The 17,105-nt window shown below is 46.0% G+C and carries 20 protein-coding genes; 8 read left to right on the top strand and 12 right to left on the bottom strand.

The genetic code is table 11. The annotated features are described in order from the left end of the window. Positions 1-41 precede the first annotated feature (41 nt). Complete coding sequence (locus tag P401_RS0105720) at positions 42-512, bottom strand: NUDIX hydrolase (RefSeq protein WP_051656260.1); 471 nt, start codon at positions 510-512, stop codon at positions 42-44. A 3-nt stretch (positions 513-515) separates the two neighbouring features. Continuing rightward, on the bottom strand, positions 516-1,262 hold the full coding sequence (locus P401_RS0105725; RefSeq protein WP_051656261.1) for an arylamine N-acetyltransferase family protein: 747 nt from the start codon (positions 1,260-1,262) through the stop codon (positions 516-518). 183 nt (positions 1,263-1,445) lie between these two features. Between P401_RS0105725 and P401_RS0105730 the strand changes: the two genes are divergently transcribed. From P401_RS0105730 to P401_RS0105740, 3 genes are read left to right on the top strand one after another with little or no spacing between them, the layout of a single operon-like run. Further along, positions 1,446-2,366, top strand: coding sequence for an ABC transporter substrate-binding protein (locus tag P401_RS0105730; protein WP_029341632.1), 921 nt, complete (start codon positions 1,446-1,448; stop codon positions 2,364-2,366). A 59-nt stretch (positions 2,367-2,425) separates the two neighbouring features. Beyond that, a complete protein-coding gene (locus P401_RS0105735; protein ID WP_029341633.1) occupies positions 2,426-3,409 on the top strand; it encodes a FecCD family ABC transporter permease in 984 nt (327 codons plus the stop codon). A gap of 5 nt (positions 3,410-3,414) precedes the next feature. After that, positions 3,415-4,374, top strand: coding sequence for a FecCD family ABC transporter permease (locus P401_RS0105740; protein ID WP_029341634.1), 960 nt, complete (start codon positions 3,415-3,417; stop codon positions 4,372-4,374). 104 nt (positions 4,375-4,478) lie between these two features. Here the strand turns inward: P401_RS0105740 and P401_RS18800 are convergent, their stop codons facing one another. The 4 genes from P401_RS18800 to P401_RS0105755 are packed head-to-tail and all read right to left on the bottom strand — an operon-like array spanning position 4,479 to position 6,534. Beyond that, a complete protein-coding gene (locus P401_RS18800) occupies positions 4,479-4,973 on the bottom strand; it encodes an ATP-binding protein DrrA1-3 family domain-containing protein (protein ID WP_236627076.1) in 495 nt (164 codons plus the stop codon). Further along, positions 4,970-5,407, bottom strand: coding sequence for an ATP-binding cassette domain-containing protein (locus tag P401_RS18805; RefSeq protein ID WP_236627078.1), 438 nt, complete (start codon positions 5,405-5,407; stop codon positions 4,970-4,972). Before P401_RS18805 ends, P401_RS18800 begins: the two co-directional genes overlap by 4 nt. Continuing rightward, the gene (locus P401_RS0105750) at positions 5,407-6,096 is read right to left on the bottom strand and encodes an ABC transporter permease (protein ID WP_029341635.1); all 690 of its coding nucleotides are present in this window, start codon (positions 6,094-6,096) and stop codon (positions 5,407-5,409) included. Before P401_RS0105750 ends, P401_RS18805 begins: the two co-directional genes overlap by 1 nt. A 24-nt stretch (positions 6,097-6,120) precedes the next feature. Beyond that, positions 6,121-6,534, bottom strand: a complete 414-nt coding sequence (locus P401_RS0105755) for a DUF4064 domain-containing protein (protein WP_029341636.1) — start codon at positions 6,532-6,534, stop codon at positions 6,121-6,123. 187 nt (positions 6,535-6,721) lie between these two features. Between P401_RS0105755 and P401_RS0105760 the strand changes: the two genes are divergently transcribed. Together P401_RS0105760 and P401_RS0105765 are read left to right on the top strand one after the other, a co-directional pair. Next, positions 6,722-7,021 (top strand): DUF2089 family protein, encoded by a 300-nt coding sequence (locus P401_RS0105760; RefSeq protein ID WP_029341637.1) that lies wholly within the window; start codon positions 6,722-6,724, stop codon positions 7,019-7,021. 92 nt (positions 7,022-7,113) lie between these two features. Further along, positions 7,114-7,305, top strand: coding sequence for a hypothetical protein (locus P401_RS0105765; protein WP_160171450.1), 192 nt, complete (start codon positions 7,114-7,116; stop codon positions 7,303-7,305). A 114-nt stretch (positions 7,306-7,419) separates the two neighbouring features. On the opposite strand, the gene P401_RS0105770 is transcribed toward P401_RS0105765, so the two are convergent. Continuing rightward, on the bottom strand, positions 7,420-10,638 hold the full coding sequence (locus tag P401_RS0105770; protein ID WP_029341639.1) for an ABC transporter permease: 3,219 nt from the start codon (positions 10,636-10,638) through the stop codon (positions 7,420-7,422). Between the two features lie 370 nt (positions 10,639-11,008). On the opposite strand from P401_RS0105770, the gene P401_RS0105780 reads away from it, so the two are divergent. Then, positions 11,009-11,338, top strand: a complete 330-nt coding sequence (locus P401_RS0105780; RefSeq protein WP_029341640.1) for a DUF3784 domain-containing protein — start codon at positions 11,009-11,011, stop codon at positions 11,336-11,338. A gap of 22 nt (positions 11,339-11,360) precedes the next feature. Here the strand turns inward: P401_RS0105780 and P401_RS0105785 are convergent, their stop codons facing one another. Both P401_RS0105785 and P401_RS0105790 read right to left on the bottom strand, forming a co-directional pair. Next, complete coding sequence (locus P401_RS0105785) at positions 11,361-12,041, bottom strand: hypothetical protein (protein WP_029341641.1); 681 nt, start codon at positions 12,039-12,041, stop codon at positions 11,361-11,363. Positions 12,042-12,115: 74 nt separating this feature from the next. Then, the gene (locus P401_RS0105790) at positions 12,116-12,583 is read right to left on the bottom strand and encodes a GNAT family N-acetyltransferase (protein ID WP_029341642.1); all 468 of its coding nucleotides are present in this window, start codon (positions 12,581-12,583) and stop codon (positions 12,116-12,118) included. A 97-nt stretch (positions 12,584-12,680) separates the two neighbouring features. On the opposite strand from P401_RS0105790, the gene P401_RS0105795 reads away from it, so the two are divergent. Then, a complete protein-coding gene (locus P401_RS0105795) occupies positions 12,681-13,292 on the top strand; it encodes a DUF3885 domain-containing protein (RefSeq protein ID WP_029341643.1) in 612 nt (203 codons plus the stop codon). 599 nt (positions 13,293-13,891) lie between these two features. Next, complete coding sequence (locus P401_RS0105805) at positions 13,892-14,365, top strand: hypothetical protein (RefSeq protein ID WP_029341645.1); 474 nt, start codon at positions 13,892-13,894, stop codon at positions 14,363-14,365. Positions 14,366-14,429: 64 nt separating this feature from the next. Here P401_RS0105805 and P401_RS0105810 read toward each other — a convergent pair whose 3' ends face one another. From P401_RS0105810 to P401_RS0105820, 3 genes are read right to left on the bottom strand one after another with little or no spacing between them, the layout of a single operon-like run. Next, entirely contained in the window at positions 14,430-14,807 is a 378-nt protein-coding gene (locus tag P401_RS0105810) for a VOC family protein (RefSeq protein WP_029341646.1), read from the bottom strand. Between the two features lie 17 nt (positions 14,808-14,824). After that, positions 14,825-15,988 (bottom strand): MFS transporter, encoded by a 1,164-nt coding sequence (locus P401_RS0105815; RefSeq protein ID WP_029341647.1) that lies wholly within the window; start codon positions 15,986-15,988, stop codon positions 14,825-14,827. Beyond that, positions 15,985-16,968 carry an ROK family protein gene (locus P401_RS0105820; RefSeq protein WP_029341648.1) on the bottom strand — a complete coding sequence of 328 codons (984 nt, stop codon included), beginning with the start codon at positions 16,966-16,968 and terminating at the stop codon, positions 15,985-15,987. Before P401_RS0105820 ends, P401_RS0105815 begins: the two co-directional genes overlap by 4 nt. Between the last annotated feature and the right edge of the window lie 137 nt (positions 16,969-17,105).

The raw sequence follows: 17,105 nt of genomic DNA on the forward strand, positions 1-17,105 counted from the left end.
GACATCCCCGCCTGTCCGAAAGGACGAGCGGGGATGTTGTGTTATGTCTCAATTAATTTATGTGTCTCGTATGCCGTGATCGTATGGGCATCGTAATGGAAGTCATGCAGTAACGGGTGCTCGGTCGACAGAACAATCGGTAGGTAGTGCCGGAGGTTGCTGATGATGCCCATGTTATCGTCGCCTAAAATCCAGTCGAGTGATTTCCAATCGAGGATTCCTTCAACTGTCATGACCGGTGTTGGAAACGGACGATTTTCTAAATCAGCCAGGTAGAGGTACATGCCAGATGTCTCTTCCCCATGTAAGCGAACGATGCCTTTTGATGTCACTGAGGTGAGCGTGATGCCTGTCTCTTCAAACGTCTCGCGGATGACGGCGGCTTCCGGTGTCTCGCCCGGTTCGATCTTACCACCGACACCATTCCACATGCCCATCGCCGGACGTTTTTGCCGATTGACAAGTAAAAAGTGGTCTGCGTGGCGGATTAAACAAAGTGTATAACGATCCATGATTTACGACTCCCGTCCTAAAAAGTGTGTGTTGTACAGCATCTCGAATTGGGCGGGACCTGCGACCGGTAACTCGGTCGTCGTCGTTTCTTCAATCCGTAACGTCCGCTCAGTCAACGTCTTTTGTCCGGTTGGCGTCCGCATCGCGACGAGGCGACCTTTATTAAATGGGGAAACGTCGCTCTGCTGGATGATCTGTTCCATCTTCGATAAGTCATCTGTTGTAATGGATGTCTCGCGGTCGAACCGGTATCCAGTCACAAACTCTGCTTGTCCCGTTCGCTTCATCTCAAGTGTGTCATTATTGATGATCCGGTAACTGCCGCTAGCGGAATGAACGGTCTCCCCACTCAACGGAACAGGAACGAGCGGTAAATTAACGCCGAAGCCGGTATCAAGCAGGTGTGTTTCATTCCAAATGATCGCGACATGGGTCGGTCCGGTCGCTGACCAGGCATCTGACTTCGTATCGTAGACAGTTGCTTGAACGAGTCGAACAGGACAGTTCAGTTCTTGCAGGACTCGGTGTAGCAGTCCGTTTAAGTCATAACAGACACCACCGCGTCGCTCCGTCAGAAATGTCTCGATGAAGCGCTCGTCGCTAAACGGACGCATGCGCTTCTCAAGGACGGTCGTATTCTCGAACGGTAACTGGTAGGCGAAGGCTTCGAGTAAGTCAGGTAATTGATCAAACGTGATTGCATCGAGCGGAAACTCAATCCGCTGTCCTAAGTCTTTCATCCAATCCATCTCTGGTCCCTCCTTTGTTCACTACCTGATTATCCCATATTCCTTCAGATAATGTGGATTTCAGTCTATATTATCTGAAAATAAGGATTTCCCTTTTGTTCGATGGAAATCTTTGATATGCTGAGACAGGATTAATTAAGAATGATTCTCAATGTCGAATCACGAATTAAAGGAGGTCTCACCATGAGACGGAAAACTTGGATGACAGCGTTGACGCTCCTCGTGTTGAGCAGTTTGATGCTTGCAGCTTGTTCAGGTCAAGCAGAGCAATCGAACGAAAAGACGCGGACGATCACGCACGAAGCAGGAAAAACGAAAGTACCGGAAAAGCCGAAGAAGGTCGTCGCGCTCGAATTCTCGTTCGTTGATGCGTTAGACGAACTCGGCATCACACCGGTCGGGATTGCACAAGAAAACAAGACCGATGTCTCTGGATTACTCGGAAAAGACATCGAGTTCACGGAAGTCGGTACACGCCAACAACCGAATCTTGAAGTGATCAGTTCCTTGCAACCGGATTTGATCATCGGCGACTTCAACCGTCATAAAGGAATTTACAAGCAATTGCAAGAAATCGCACCGACGATCATCTTGAAGAGTCGCAATGCGACGTATGAAGAGAACATCGATTCGTTCAAGACGATTGCGGAAGCGGTCAGCAAAACGAAACAGATGGATGATCGCCTTGCGCTTCATGAAGAGCGCTTGCAGGCAGCGAAGAAGAAGGTTGATCCAAAAGATGACCGGAAAGTCATGGTCGGTGTCTTCCGCGCCGATTCACTGACAGCACACGGTGAGACGTCGTTTGACGGTGAGTTGCTCGAGAAGATCGGTATCGAGAATGCCGTTACGAAAACAGCAGAACCGACTGTGACGATCACGTTAGAGCAGATGGTCAAGTGGGATCCGGACGTCATCTTCATGGCGGAAGCCGATCCTAAGTTACTGAAAGAGTGGAAGGATAATCCGCTCTGGAATCAGATCACAGCGGTCAAAAACGGAGAAGTCTACGAAGTCAATCGTGACCTCTGGACGCGTTACCGTGGTCTGGACGCTGCTGAACAAATCGTTGACGAAGCAATTCAATTGCTCAAACAGAAATAACGAACGACAAAAAGCCGGAGCAATCTGGCTTTTCGTCTTGATGAAAGGGGAAAGATCCGGTGCAGCGGAAACGTCTGATTTTCGTACTTATCTTACTCAGTTGCTTGGCCGTTTATAGTAGCTTGTTCTTTGGCATCACACAGATGAATCCGGTCCACTTAGTGCACGAGTGGATCAGTGGCACGACCTCTAAAGCGGGACTCGTCCTGACGAATCTGCGCTTGCCGCGTCTCTTACTCGGGTTGTTGCTCGGAGCGAATCTTGCCGTCGCTGGAGCAATCATGCAAGCCGTGACGCGTAATCCGCTCGCTTCACCACAAGTCTTTGGTGTCAACGCCGGTGCGTCGTTTCTTGTAGTCGTCAGTCTCCTTGTCTTTCCGTCACTTGGGACGGCGAACTTGCTTTACTTCGCCTTTGCCGGTGCCTTGCTCGGTGGCGTGCTCGTCTTTTCGTTCGCTTCGATTCGCGGGATGACGGCGTTAAAACTCGCCCTCGTCGGGATGGCGATTCATATCTTGTTGACGTCGCTAACGAAAGGCTTGATTTTGTTCAACGACCGGATCACGAACGTCTTGTACTGGTTGTCCGGTTCGCTCAGTGACGCAAGCTGGCTCGAACTCCGGATCGTTCTCCCATGGTCGCTCGCCGGTTTGATTCTTGCGGCAAGTCTTGCGAAGTCGCTCGCCGTCTTCCAACTAGGACAAGACGTCGCGGTCGGACTCGGTCAAAAAGTGACGCGGATCCGTCTGCTTGCCGGCATCAGTGTCGTCTTACTCGCAGGCGTGACGGTCGCCGTCGCCGGAGCGATCGGCTTCATCGGTCTGATGGTGCCGCATATTACGCGTCGCCTTGTTGGTGAGGACTACCGAATCGTCTTACCCGTCTCTGCCGTCATCGGTGGTCTGTTGTTGACGTACGCCGATGTCCTGGCGCGCTTCATCGCCTATCCGTATGAATCACCGGTCGGCATCGTGACGTCATTGCTCGGGGCACCCTTCTTCCTTCTGCTGGCACGCCGCCAGATGAAAGGGGGATTACGATGAGAGACATGCGCCGGATTCTACTTGTCGCTTTAGTCGTTTTTGTCACCAGCTTCGCCTTACTGTCGGTCGGTTCGATTCAGTTATCAGTAACGGAACTCTGGCAGTCATTCTTCGGTGGAAAGGATGCCTTCATCGTCCAAAATTACCGCTTGCCGCGAACGGTCCTCGCCTTTTTAGCAGGAGCGAGTTTCGCTCTTGCTGGAGTCATCTTACAAAGTGTCATCCGCAATCCATTGATCTCGCCGGACGTGATTGGGGTGACGAACGGAGCGTCTCTGTTCGCCGTTTTGACGATTGCCTTAGTGCCGGATGGTCCGCTCTTGTTGACACCGATTGCCGCCTTCATCGGAGCAGCAATCGTCATGCTGGCATTGATGATGCTTGAGCAGGGAGGAAACGTCTCCCGCAGTTCGTTTGCGTTACTTGGTATCGCTGTCAGTGCGATCTGTGCCTCGGGAACAGAATACCTGTTGATTAAATTTCCACTCCAGACGAACGATTCACTCGTCTGGCTTGCCGGAAGTCTATTTGGGAAAGGGTGGCAGGAAGTGATGATCTTAGCACCTGTCCTCGTCGTGATTGGTGCGATCCTCTTCTATCGCCATCGTCAACTTGATGTCTTATCACTTAGTGAGGAAGTCAGCATCGGTCTCGGGTTACCGATTCAGCGGACGCGGCAGGTCTTCTTGGCGCTCGCTGTCGTCCTAGCCGGTGTTGCCGTTGCGACGGTCGGTGCAATCGGCTTCATCGGTCTGATTGCCCCACATATGGCGCGTCGTCTCGTCGGACATAAACACCTCGCTGTCTTACCGATGGCGCTGTTGCTCGGCGGTGGGTTACTCGTCGTCGCTGATGCGCTCGGTCGCGGGATTCATCCGCCGCTTGAAGTACCGGCTGGATTGATTACAGCAATCATCGGTGTGCCGTACTTCTTGTATCTCTTACGAAGAGAACGGACGGCTTAAACGGATGAAACAAAACAAAACAATCCCCCTCATTTCATAATTGGAATGGGGGGATTATTGTATAGAAGTTTTTATTAGATTCATCACGAGACATGTTTTTCACTTTATGCTGAGCGGATTTCTGAACCTAAGTTCAAGAAAATCTCTTCCAAAGAAGCTTCCTCGACTTCGAGTCGATACACGTTAACGTGTTGCGAGACGAGGTAGCTATTGATCGTAGCAATATCGTGTTCACTTTGGACGATGAACGTCGAGTGAGTAGAGGAGACGTTGACGTCTTTCGCAAGTGTCGACAACTTGGTCTGCAGATGTTGTTGTGTATCATTGTCGAGCGGTGCATGTTTTACGTGAACGGTGATGTTCTTCTCATGTTGTTCCCGTAACTCCTCCATCGTGCCTTGCGTCTGAATCGTTCCGTCCTGCATGATCGCAATCTCCGTACACAGTTTTTCGACCTCGTCTAAGTTATGAGACGTTAAGAAAATCGTCGTTCCGTCTGCTGCGATTTTGCGAATCAAGGAATGGATACCGAGAATCGAGTTGGCATCAACGCCTGACGTCGGTTCATCCAAAAACAAGATATCCGGTCGATTGATCAACGCTTGGGCAATCCCGAGCTTTTTTTCATCCCGAACGAGTAGTTCTTCGTTTTCATATCGATCGCGTCTTCAAGTTGCACATCGCGAAGAAGTTGCTTTAACTCGTTCGTCGTTATCTTAAGACCAAGGACTTTACTGAAGTACTTCAAATGATCGAGCGCTGTGAAATTTTCGTAGAAGGTCGAGTAATCCGGTAGGACACCAATCCGTGTCCGAATGTTCTTTAAGGAATCATTTGATGCTCCAAGTAATTCGAACGTTCCGGACGTCGGGCGGACAAGTCCTGTAATCATATTGATGAATGTGGATTTACCGGCGCCATTTTGACCAAGGAAGCCGAAGATGGACCCTTGTTTGATCTCGAGATTCAGCTGATTGACGACGGTCTTGTTGCCATATTGTTTCGTTAAGTTAGTTGCGCGAAGGGCTAACATCACAGATCTCTCCTTTTAAAGATAATCAGACTCGTCATGACGAAAACAGCGATATGAATCAAGACAAGGTACGTGTAGGCCGTGTTTTGTTGCGTGTAATAGTAATAAGGCGTCAGGTAGGAGATCGTATCGACGATGACATTCTTCGAAAGAAGACTCCACATCCCGATGACTGGAAGCGCGATCGAGATGAAAATCCCGATGAACATCGTCATCGAGGAGTTATTGACGACTGTTGAAAGAAACAGCGACAGACCGATGAAATAAGAGACGAAGATGATGGTTTGGATCAAATCGACGAAGTGAAACGACTTTGAAAATGGAACGATCAACAAGAGGGCAACTGTCAGACAGAGGACCCAGAACGAAACGTTGCCTAAAAACTTCCCGAAAATGATGTTCTCACGAGATGTTTTCGTCGCAAGAAAACGAATCGTCTTCGACTCCATCTCCTTATTGACGCTACTATGAGAAATACTTGTTACGAACAAAGGAGCAGCTAAGAACAGAAGTAGCATCAAACCGATGATATAGGCATTGTTACCTAAACCGAGATCACTGAGTTGTCCTTTGAACTGGCTGACGAGTTTAGCAGAACCAATCGTCACACCGAACAAGACGACGATGATCAGGATCGCTCGAATACTTTGGAAAAGCGATTTAAATTCTCGAAGTGTAATCGCGAACATACCGACACACCTTTCTGTTTGAGTTTAGTATTGCCGTGCTATCTTTTTATTCTTCGTGACGTTAGTGATACCGGCGATCAAGTAAGCGATTGAACCAAAGACGCCAGCGAGTAATGTGAAGATCCCACCGAGAATCGCGGTAATGATGAGCATCTTTCCAGCAGAACCGTTTTTACGGATCCGGACGATTGAGACGATACCTCCTAATGTACATAAGAGTGAGACAGCACCAAGATACAAGAAGAATTGTTGGAAGGATGTGAGGATCTGATTCGCCGTGACATCCGTGATGTTCTCATCGCGGATAAATTGGTCGACCAAGTCCTTCATCCCAGCATGATCCGCAATCGATCCAGATAATAGAAAACCACCAAGACATAATGAACCGAACAAGACGATACCGATGACAGCAAAAATGTATTCCGTTGTTCTTTTCAAGTAAAACACTCCTTTTCCTTATTTTTCCGATTTGACAATCCTAAACTACCATGACTCCAATCACTATGACAAGAGAAATAATGAATATATTTTAATTATTTATTGGTTAAATGTTTAATTAATATTAAAAATACTTTAACTTTGTTTAAATAGATGCTACTATAGTGACATGGGAGGGAAATGGTAAATGAAAAAAGATGATGTTCCAGATTGGGTTTTATCTCTAGAATTGGAAGAGATAGAATTCGTTAAAAAATTCATCGTAAGCTCGGGTTCCTTAAAAGAACTGGCGAAACATTATGATGTCTCCTATCCCACAGTCCGGATTCGCGTCGATCGTATCATTCAAAAAATCGAAGTGAATGAGAAAATCGAGAATGAACCGTTCATCGCATACATTAAACAAATGGCTATCGAGGATCGCATCACGATTGAAGATGCCAAAAAAATCATCGAAAAATATCGACTTGAGAGGGGCAACAATTAATGAATTTTTTCGTTTCTGCTCTAATTATCAGCATCTGTTTGGGAATACAGTATTTCTTATCGAGTCGTCACAATCCGTATCTTGGTGTCATCATGCCAATTATTTTAGTGATCGTGATGACGTGGCGTTACTTTGATGGTAGATACAATAGTTTGTTAGCCTATGTGTTGATTTTAGGAATTGGTTTAATTTCACTTTGGGAACAATGGTCGCGAGGTCGAAAGGCTTTAAAAAAGAATCAAGAAAAGGAACTGGAACGGATGCGAGTCCACGATACATTGTGATTTAAAACCATACATATCGTTTTTTAGTGAAAATGAGAGTAGCCTCAGTTTCGATGATGAAACCGAGGCTACTCTCATTTATGTGTTACGGGCTAGATTCATATTCTGTTCATTTTAATCGAGTTCAATCTTCACTGTCGTATCCTTTGGAAAAGCTTCATCTGCCGCGTAGAGAACAAATGTTTTTTTGTCGACAGGTACTTGATAGACTAAGTCGACAAGTGACTCATACGGGGCGAAGTATTGATAGCCGTTCTTGAATGCTTTTTCATTGTGATTGACATAATCAATGGTAGAATATTCTTTACCATCTAGTGACGTCAACGTAAATGTTCCCGGTCTATAAGTTGAATATGCACCTTTACTTTGTGTATCCGAGTTGTGCATGAAGACAGGAATCGTAACATACCGATAACCAGGCTTTTCTTTTAAATTCAATTCTTTTGGCGTCGGAGCGAGTGATTTAGCATAAAATAGCTCATATCTTGCTTTCGGATCACCGGGATACGTTTGGATGACCCCTTTCTTCATCAGTTTTTTTAGTGCTGTTTGATCATCTGTTTTCTTGTCAGCTGGCGATTTCGTTTCAGAAGCTAAGTCTTTTAATTTTTGTCCGCTCGTCTGTTGTTGAGGAGCATTCTGTGGTGTAGTCGTCGAGGATTCTGTTGAGGCGAACAAGAACAGGCTCGCAACCCCGACACATAAGGAAGCAGCGATTGATCCGAGTGCCCATTTGAAACGCCGTTCTGTCGCCTGTGTATTCTCGACGATACTACCGAGTGTGGCATTCGGTGTGATCCGGACGGCACGCTCGGCAGGAAGTAAGGCACCCAACAGACCGGTGATCACCGGAATCAAGAGCATGATGCTGAGGAAACCAAGCTCTTGGACCGGGAATTGCCCGTAAACGAAGCCAATCATCCCAAGTGCTGTCAGAAGACCAATCACGCCAGCGCAGAGTCCTGTCATCATGCCTTCACTTAGCACGAGTAAACGAACTTGACCGTCTTGCCAGCCCGTCGCTTTAAGGACAGCAAGCTGATTCTTGCGTTCATTGACGTTTTGCCACATGATTTCTGTCGTCGTCAGGATGGCAATCAGTAAAGCGACACCCATCGCGACGTAATGCATCGTCCCTACTTCAAGCGCGACATATTCGCCGAGCCACGTTGCGTACAAGACGCCTTTCAGTCGGAACGTGATGAAGAGGAAGAAGATGAACAGACTCGTCGGTAAGGCGATCGCAACGACCGAAAGTAATGTCCGTTGCCAGTACGTGACGAGCTGATTGATGCTCATCCCGAGGGCGCTACGCGCACGAACGAAACGGCGACCTTTTGAGACTTCACCGGAACGCATGCTTTCGAACGGTTTGATCCGACGGATGAGCGTCATCGGCACGAGCGTTCCACCCCAGTAAATAAGTAAACCAGCAAGACCAATCAATAAAATTCGACCGATCGCAATCGGGTTGTCCGTCGTGACCCAGAACGAACCGAGAATCGTCCAGGCAATCAAGACGACGAGTGTTCCGAGCAATGTGGCCTCGAGGAACAATAGTTTTGCCAGCTGACGCGGGCGCCAACCAAGTGATAGTAAAATCGCGAATTCTTTCTTTCGTGCATACAGTAGGATGATGTTCGAACTGAAGACATAGACGAGCGCGACAGCGATGACACTGGCGATGATGCCGCTCATCCCGACTTTTGCTTCCTGGAAGATCGCAATCGACGAGCCGAGCTTGATCCACGGTTGTTGAACCCACCCGAGCGCTGATTCGTCTTTTAGACCCGGTAAATAGGTCAAGGCGAGCTGCGGCGACGAGCCGAGGGTCACGTCCGTAATTAATCCTGTCTTCTGTTCGATTTCTGTCGCCACCTGTTGGAGCTTCTTCTCGCTAGCGGCATTCATCGTCTCGACACCTTTGACGTTGACGCGGATGGCTGAGATTGCTTTGTCACCACGAATTTTGAACGCAGCATCGAGCGTCGTCAGCATCGATGGTGGTTTCGTCAGGAAATCGTACGGATCATTCGTCGGTTTGACGTCTCGGACCGGATTGACGGGACGTTCATGCTTGTCCATCACCCACTGGGCTTTCGACGGGAAGTACGTCTCCATCGGCAGTTCCGTCAGCGGGTCTTTCGAGATATTCAATTTCTTCGGATCAAAGACCCCGATGTAGTTCAAATTGACTTTTGGCCAGTCCACGCTATCTTTTCCGAACATGCGTGCTTCCCGGTACATGCTGCGTTTAGCGAGCAAGGAATCTTGCTCGACTTGTTTCGGTTGGACTTGATAGGTGAACGGCCAACGTGATGCGTAAGGACTTTTGATCGAGCGGTAGTCGATTGGAGACGGCTTTAAAGCAATCCACGTAAAGGAATTGCTGTTCGTCTCTTCAGCGGTCGGTAACGTGTGTTTCAGAATATCATTTACGAGCTTCTTCTGGACATCTTGTGTCGTGATCGTATAACGTTTCGCACCACTTGCCGGTAAGGACTCTAAGTATTTTTTTCCGCCTTTTTGTTCGACCTGTTGTACCAGATCGTTAATTGATTTTTCTTTTGACGGCAGCTCTACTTTTTCGTACGTGTAGATGCGTGACGCGTCCACGTATTCACGATTGTTCAACAGGATTGGAATTTGGACACCGTCTTCACCAAACGAGATGACCTGATCATCTTTTGAAAAATAGTTACTATAGGTTCCTTTTGTCGTCGCTTGGTCCAAGCCGACGAGTGCGGCTTCCGCTTCGGGATCAACCCCCGCAATCATGACTTGACTTCCATACTCGTAAAGAGGTTGCTTTCCAAGGGGGAGGGGGGACACACCTGATTTTACTGCATTTTCTGTCGGTTCCCATCCTGCTGCTAAGAAGACGACTCCAATCGAGGATTCGTTCTGTAATCCGGTATTTTGCGTATCTTTGATCGTTAGTTTATAAATGCCTTCTTGGTCGATCGTATGCGTACCGACACTTGAAACTGTTTGATTGTAGCCAATCATCGCAATCGGAGCAGCGATCTCGACGTCAGTGATTTTTTTGATCGTCTCGTATTGTTTGCGCGTAATCCCACCATCGAGCCCACTCATATAGTTTGGCTCGAGTAACTTTAAGTCTTCCGTTACGCTCCGGCTGCCTTCCGGTCGGACAACGATGTCGTAAGAGGAGCCCCAGCGTTTTTGCAGTTCATCGACGACGGTTCCGTTATTGGCTTGCGTCGTTCCGATCAAATAGCTCAGTCCAGTACTGACGATCAGAACGCCGACAAGTAGCAGGATGAATCGCTCTTTATTGCGCCACCAGGAATTCCAGATGAACTTAAGCATCGGCAAACCCCTCCCGTAGTAAGATGTACTGTCTTATGATGGACCTTGCATTAACCATCAACTGAAGTGAAGTTTGGCTGAAAATATGTACCGATTCAGTCATGGATGAACCCTCCTTTGAATGAATGTTTTTCATTCCATATGTAAGTAAAAAATCCAATCATTGCCTAATTATAATAGAAGATTGAGAAATCGGGCTATAAAAACAGAAAAATCAGAAAAATGAGTCAATCATTCAACTTAAGAATGATAGTAAAAGAGACAAACATATTATCCAGTGGGTAATTCAAAAAGATTATGAAACTTAAAGGAATGTAAAAGCGTTAATGAATTGACACGCGTCATACATTAAAACGAGAGAAAGGAGCGGATGGTCGTGAGCGAATCCATTGTTTATTTTGTAATCCTTGTTCCTCTGCTGGTGTTTGCTACCGTTCTATCGAAAGGAAAAGGCGCATCATTGCTTGCAGGATATAATACGTTATCTGAAAGCAAGAAACAAGACTATGACGAAGTCGCCCTATGTCAATTCATGGGTAAGATCCTATACGGCATTTGTTTTAGCATCCTGTTGATCGCTGGGAGCGAGCTGTTTGGATATCACTTTTTGTTTACTTTGGGCGTCCTGCTATTATTCTTTCTTATTGTATTTGCAATCGTCTATTCCAACACGAATGACCGATTCAAGAAAGAGAGGTAATACCATTCAGATCAGAAAATTCTTAGTCATTTAAATCATAATGTAAATCAGAAAAAGAACGACTAATCTTAAAATCGAAGTCAATCAACAGTTGTACATCATCATTTTTTTGTCGATAGATTTCCTTCATGAATTGTAAGAAGATGTAGCGACATGTGTATAAATCATCTCCTGTATCTTCTCGCATCGCTGCGTAATCAATCTTCTCACCTAGCGAATCATACACGATTGTCTCAAACTCCAGATTCGTATGCCACATGAAATCTAAAAATCCCTGTAGGACTGCTTTTTTATAGGTCTCTAGTGAAAAGGTAGCCAAGAATTGATTTTGATAATGAAATTCTACTAATTGTTTTCGATAGAAAAATCGAATGATGAAATGGTTAGAAATTTCTTCATTTTCATATGGAAGTGACCAATCGAATTTTTCGACGTCATGCAAATCGTTTGTGGATACGCTTTTTATTAATGCATGCCAAAACAGATATAGCTCGCCTACGTGTGCGTTAAAAGGAAGAGGTGCACCCTTTATACAAAAGACGACTTTTCCGGCAGGATACCCGCCAGCTCGACCAAAAGCATAATTAAAGACATCGTTATCGATGAGATTGGTCATCTCTATGAATCTAGGATAGGTTTGATGCACATCGTGCTCTTCTTTTTCAGGCGGAATTTCAAGATGGCTTTTAATTTCGAGATCCATAAAAACGACATTTCTGTTACCTCATAAAGAGTAAAGTTTTTTTGAAAATTGCTTTCTTTGATTACTAGAACATATTAAACGTCATCAACATTATAGGCAAAAATATGGATGGGTAACTCCGTCGTCTTGATCGTTTCGACCAAGGTCCATCCCAATTTTTTATAATATGCTGCAGCGTTATCTGTTTTTAAGTAGATTGTAGAAACCTGTCGTGACTTGGCGTAAACGATTAATTGATTGATGAGTTGCTGCGCGATTCCTTGATTCCGATAGACTTTTTCAACGAATAAAGAAGCGAGCCAAGGTGTATAGGCTGGTCGTTCAATCAAGTCATTTTCAAATAAGGAGACAGTTCCTACACACGTGACATCATCTAAGGCAACGAACGTCACAGGATAGGGTTCTCTTGGTTTTTTATCTAAAAATGCTTTTACTTGTTCGTACGGTGTCGTCCGATTTTTCTTTTGAACGAATTCGGTATGAATCATTGTGGCAACCACTTCTAATTGTTTAGGATGATTCGATAATGTATCAATGATCATCTTCTCATCCTCCTTTCTACAATTGTTATATCGATCCGTCCTGCAACAGTTATTCAAAACAATACATCTGTCCTCATCAGAATAAAGGAGTTTTAAAATGAACTTAGAACAATACTTGCAACAACATTTTGGGAATGTGAACTTATTTGATCGTTCCTTTGTCAAGAAGGATTTAGTATTCCACGTAGATTTAGTCAAGGATCTTTATCAGCTAAAGGATAATTTAGATGAAATCAATGAGGAATACTTCAAACAGGTATACAAAAAATCGAACGAACTGTTTGAAGATGTATTCCGAGAAGAGGAGTCCCTTTATTTAATTGTGCATGTGAGAAGTGAGCGCGGTAAGTATCAACAGTCAGCGACGAAAGTGTTTCGTCAGTTAAGACGTAGAGCAGACAAATACAACATAAAGTTTGTAGAGAAAGTGATGGATGAAGAAGAGCAAGTGATCGAATATGCCGTGTTATTACCGAACAAACAGACGTTAAATTATCAGCGTGTAATCAAAGCGATTTGCCATCAGGACTTCCCACCGCTACAACCAAGATTTCATCAAGCATATACATACTATCCGGAAGTCTTTTTCGTGAACGTAAATCGCAATATCGTCATGAATATCTATGATGATCGCGGTTGTTTCCTTCTGTTCGGTGATTCAGCAACGTATGACGTGTTTAAGAAGAAATATCGTCATGATATCAGTTAATCAGCAACCGTCTTTTCATTGGTTCGCGAAACGCTCAAGCTAGTGCCAAGAAACCAATCACTGAAAAAATAAAAAGAACCAATAAAGAAGTGAGCAATGTTAATGCGAGGATTTTCCCCGTATTTTTTAGACTTATGATGGCGCACACTAGCGCAAGCACTAGTCCAGCTATCATATAGTTCGTACCCCAAAAACCATTGAACGGTAAGAGCTTAACAGTAAGGAAAGTAAAAACCACAATACCGATTGAGATCCATCCCAGGTGCTTTCGCATGCACGAGTCTCCTTTAATAAGCAGAATATATAGCCATAATTTGGCTTGTTTTAATCATATCATTACAAATGTTGGGATATAAAGAATTTTCAATTGACGCTTGAATATAGGGCGCATTAAATTCTTATCATGCAAAGGTTTAAAGAAATAATCCTTAATTTCAAATCAACTGATGCATTACATGATTTGTTAATTGAAGTGGTGTCAATGTTTTACAGAACTATACGTTATGTTAAGATAGGTGAATCGAACGATAAAGACAGTAGGAACCTCAGTTCATAGAGGCTTTTACTGTCTTTTACTATTTCGAAAGGGGTAGGCATCTATGAAAAAGCAAGTATTGCAAAAAAAGAAGGCAATTCTGTTGATGAGTCTTCATTTTGGATTCATCTATTTATTGATGAATCCAGTGAACCTCGGGAGTGTTGAAGAAAATCTGTTCATGACGATCTTCGTTTTGATCGAGGTCTATGTCGTGACGGTCTTTTATACGAGTTTAATCTTTATAGGGATCGGGACACCGCTATCATTAGGGATTGAATATATCGTGAGTCAGCAAAAACATAAGCGTAGATGGTCAATCGTCCTCCATCTGCTGTTAGGAGGAGTTCTGACGTTAGTAATTCTTCTTCTATTTGGCATCTTGCCGCCGTTCTCGGCGTGGATGGACACCGAGATTCTATTGAAAGTTGTCTTCTTATTGTTTTATCCAGTGGGTTCTCTATTGGTATTTGAACGATTGATTGATCGTCGGAAGTCAACTCGTCACGAGACATACCAACAAGCAGAAAACGATTGAAGAGCTATCAATCAACAAACAATCCCTCACTCTATGTAGAATGAGGGATTGTTTCGTTTCATCATTAGACCGTCAACTCGATCACATTACCTTCCGGATCGGCGACCGTACTTTCATAATACCCGTCACCCGTCGTCCGGGGACCGTCAAGATGTTGTATACCTGCGTTACGTAATCGAGTCGTCCAGTCATCGACCGCTTGTTTGCTTCCGAGCGAAAAGGCGAAGTGAGCATACCCGAGCGCATGCGTCGTCCGTTCCGTGATGTCCGTCCGTTGCATCAACTCCAGTCGCGCTCCGCTCGAGAACGTCAGAAAATACGACGTGAATCCTTTCGCTGGATTATGATAACGCTCGCCTGCCGTAGCATCAAAATGTGTTTCGTAGAACTGACGCATTGCATCAAGGTTTGCCACCCAGAGGGCGATATGTTCAATCTTCATGTTCATTCATCCTTTCTTCAAGACGCTTTTGCCAACCGTTGTCTGAATAACATTCGGTTCAAGCCTTCCGTAGCGACCAGCATCAAGAAAATCAGACTGATCGTGAACCAATGGAACAATGATAAGGAGTAGGAAGTCGCAAGCCACCCAAATAGGGGTGGCATAAAGGTACTACCGGTATAGGCGAATGCCATTTGCACGCCCATCAGCCGTTGCGCCGCAGCCTCCCCAAAGCGAACCGGTGTCTCGTGAAGCATTGCCGGATAAATCGGTGCGAGACCAAGCCCAACAAGCACGAAACCAAGCGGTATCCAGGCAGCGGGTGCGAGGATAAAACAGACAGCTCCAACGAGTGCCGTCCATTGACCGACACGAATCAAACGACGATTCGACCAGCGCAGCGATAGAAAACCACTGATGAAACGTCCCGCGGTGATACTTCCGTAGTAAACGGAAATCCACGTCGCTGCTGACGTCACGGAAAAGGAACGGACTTGGACGAGATAACTACTGCCCCACAGCCCGACGACTGCCTCGGCTCCACAATAAAAACAAAACGCTGCGAGGGCGGCGGTCAATCCGCGTGGTTTTCCGGTCGATGTACTCACGGTCTGAACCTGTTCGGACACGTGTTTGGGAGCCCGTTTCCAAAGCGGTAAACTGACGATCAAGACAATCATCAAGACGAGTTGCAATGCACCGACGACGAGGTAACCCATGCGCCAACCGGAATCAAGTAATACGCCAGCCATGATGAGCGGACCAGCCGTAGCGCCGATGCCCCAGAAGCAATGGAGCCAGTTCATGTGATGGGCTTGATAATGAGTAGCGACGAAATGATTCAGTGCGGCGTCAACGACACCAGCACCGAGTCCGAGCGGGATCGCAAGGACGAAGAGCCAAATCAAGGATGGCGCTACGAAAAAACCCATCAATGCCAGTGCCGTCAGACCAGCAGAAGCAGCCGTGATCGGACCTGTCGAATAACGTTCGATCAAGCGACCGCTAAACAGACTCGAGACGATCGTTCCGGCAGCGATCGTCATGAAGAGCCATCCCGCCATGTCGAGCGGGGCGTCGAGATCGAGTCGCATCACGGGCCACGCCGTACCGAGTAACGCATCCGGAAGACCAAGACTGATGAAAGCAAGATAAATCAAAGGTAATAGTAAACGGGTCATCGGGTGAGTCCTCCTAACGGAATCTGTTCAATGAATGACTGGATGCTGAGTTGCATCAGACCATCTAAATAATCGGTTTCCCAGTCGCCTTTTCGCAACTGAGGTAATTTATCTAGCGGAAAACGCTTGGCGCATCGATCCGTCAACCGTGCTAATCCGTCATCCGAGACATCTGACGCTGTAAACAAGATGACATTCGGATTCAAGGTGACGCTAAACGAGAGAATGATTCGACATAACGCCTCATACCAATCATCCGAGTATGGTGAACTCGCAGCTAGGATTTGACCGACATTTCGCTTGTCGTCAAACGGGATGAACGAGATTTCTCCAGCGAAGTGGTGCGCTCCGCGAACGACTTGACCGGAAACAGCGACGCCGGATCCCGGTCCGTTCGTTCCGAGATACATATAGACCGTCGATTCGTTTTCTTGAGCAGAAGCGATGACAGCCGCATTCATATCATTTTCGACGATGACGGGTCGCCCGAACCGTTCAGCCAGTTCTTGTTGTAAGGGGCGACCGTCTAGCGTCGGATAATCCGGTGCGAATAAGATCGTTCCGGTTGTATCAACGGCACCGGCGACACCAATCGCAAGCGTTTGGATATGTGGATGATCGTTGAGTGATGTTGTCAATGTTTTCAATAAAACAGATGCATGATCCGACGAATCGAAGTTCAGGCGATCCGTTTTGATCACATGTCCACCGACATCGTGAATACGATACTGCAGATACGTGCGTTCGAGGTATAGAGCGAGTCCGAGGAAGTGATCCGTGCGATAGCGATACCGTTTTGCCGGACGACCACCGCGAACCAATTCAAGTGGAGTTTCTTCAATTTCCCGAGCAGCGATCATCTGATCGATCTGTTTGCTCGCAGTCGGAAAACTGACGTCCAAGACGTGGCGAATCGCAGGAATCGTATCCAGATGCTCGACTAAAAAAGCGTGACGTGTACGTGAAATGAGTTCAGTCAAATAAGGACCTCCAATCTAGATCACTTATTAAAAATTTTTAATAAGTTTTGATTTGAGTATAACAGGTCGGAAGAAAAAGACAAGTTTGAAAAAGAGGTGTAGGATAAAAATATTTAAAGAGATAACGTTTCATTCCG

The organism is Exiguobacterium acetylicum DSM 20416, assembly GCF_000702605.1.
Lineage (GTDB): Bacteria > Bacillota > Bacilli > Exiguobacteriales > Exiguobacteriaceae > Exiguobacterium_A > Exiguobacterium_A acetylicum.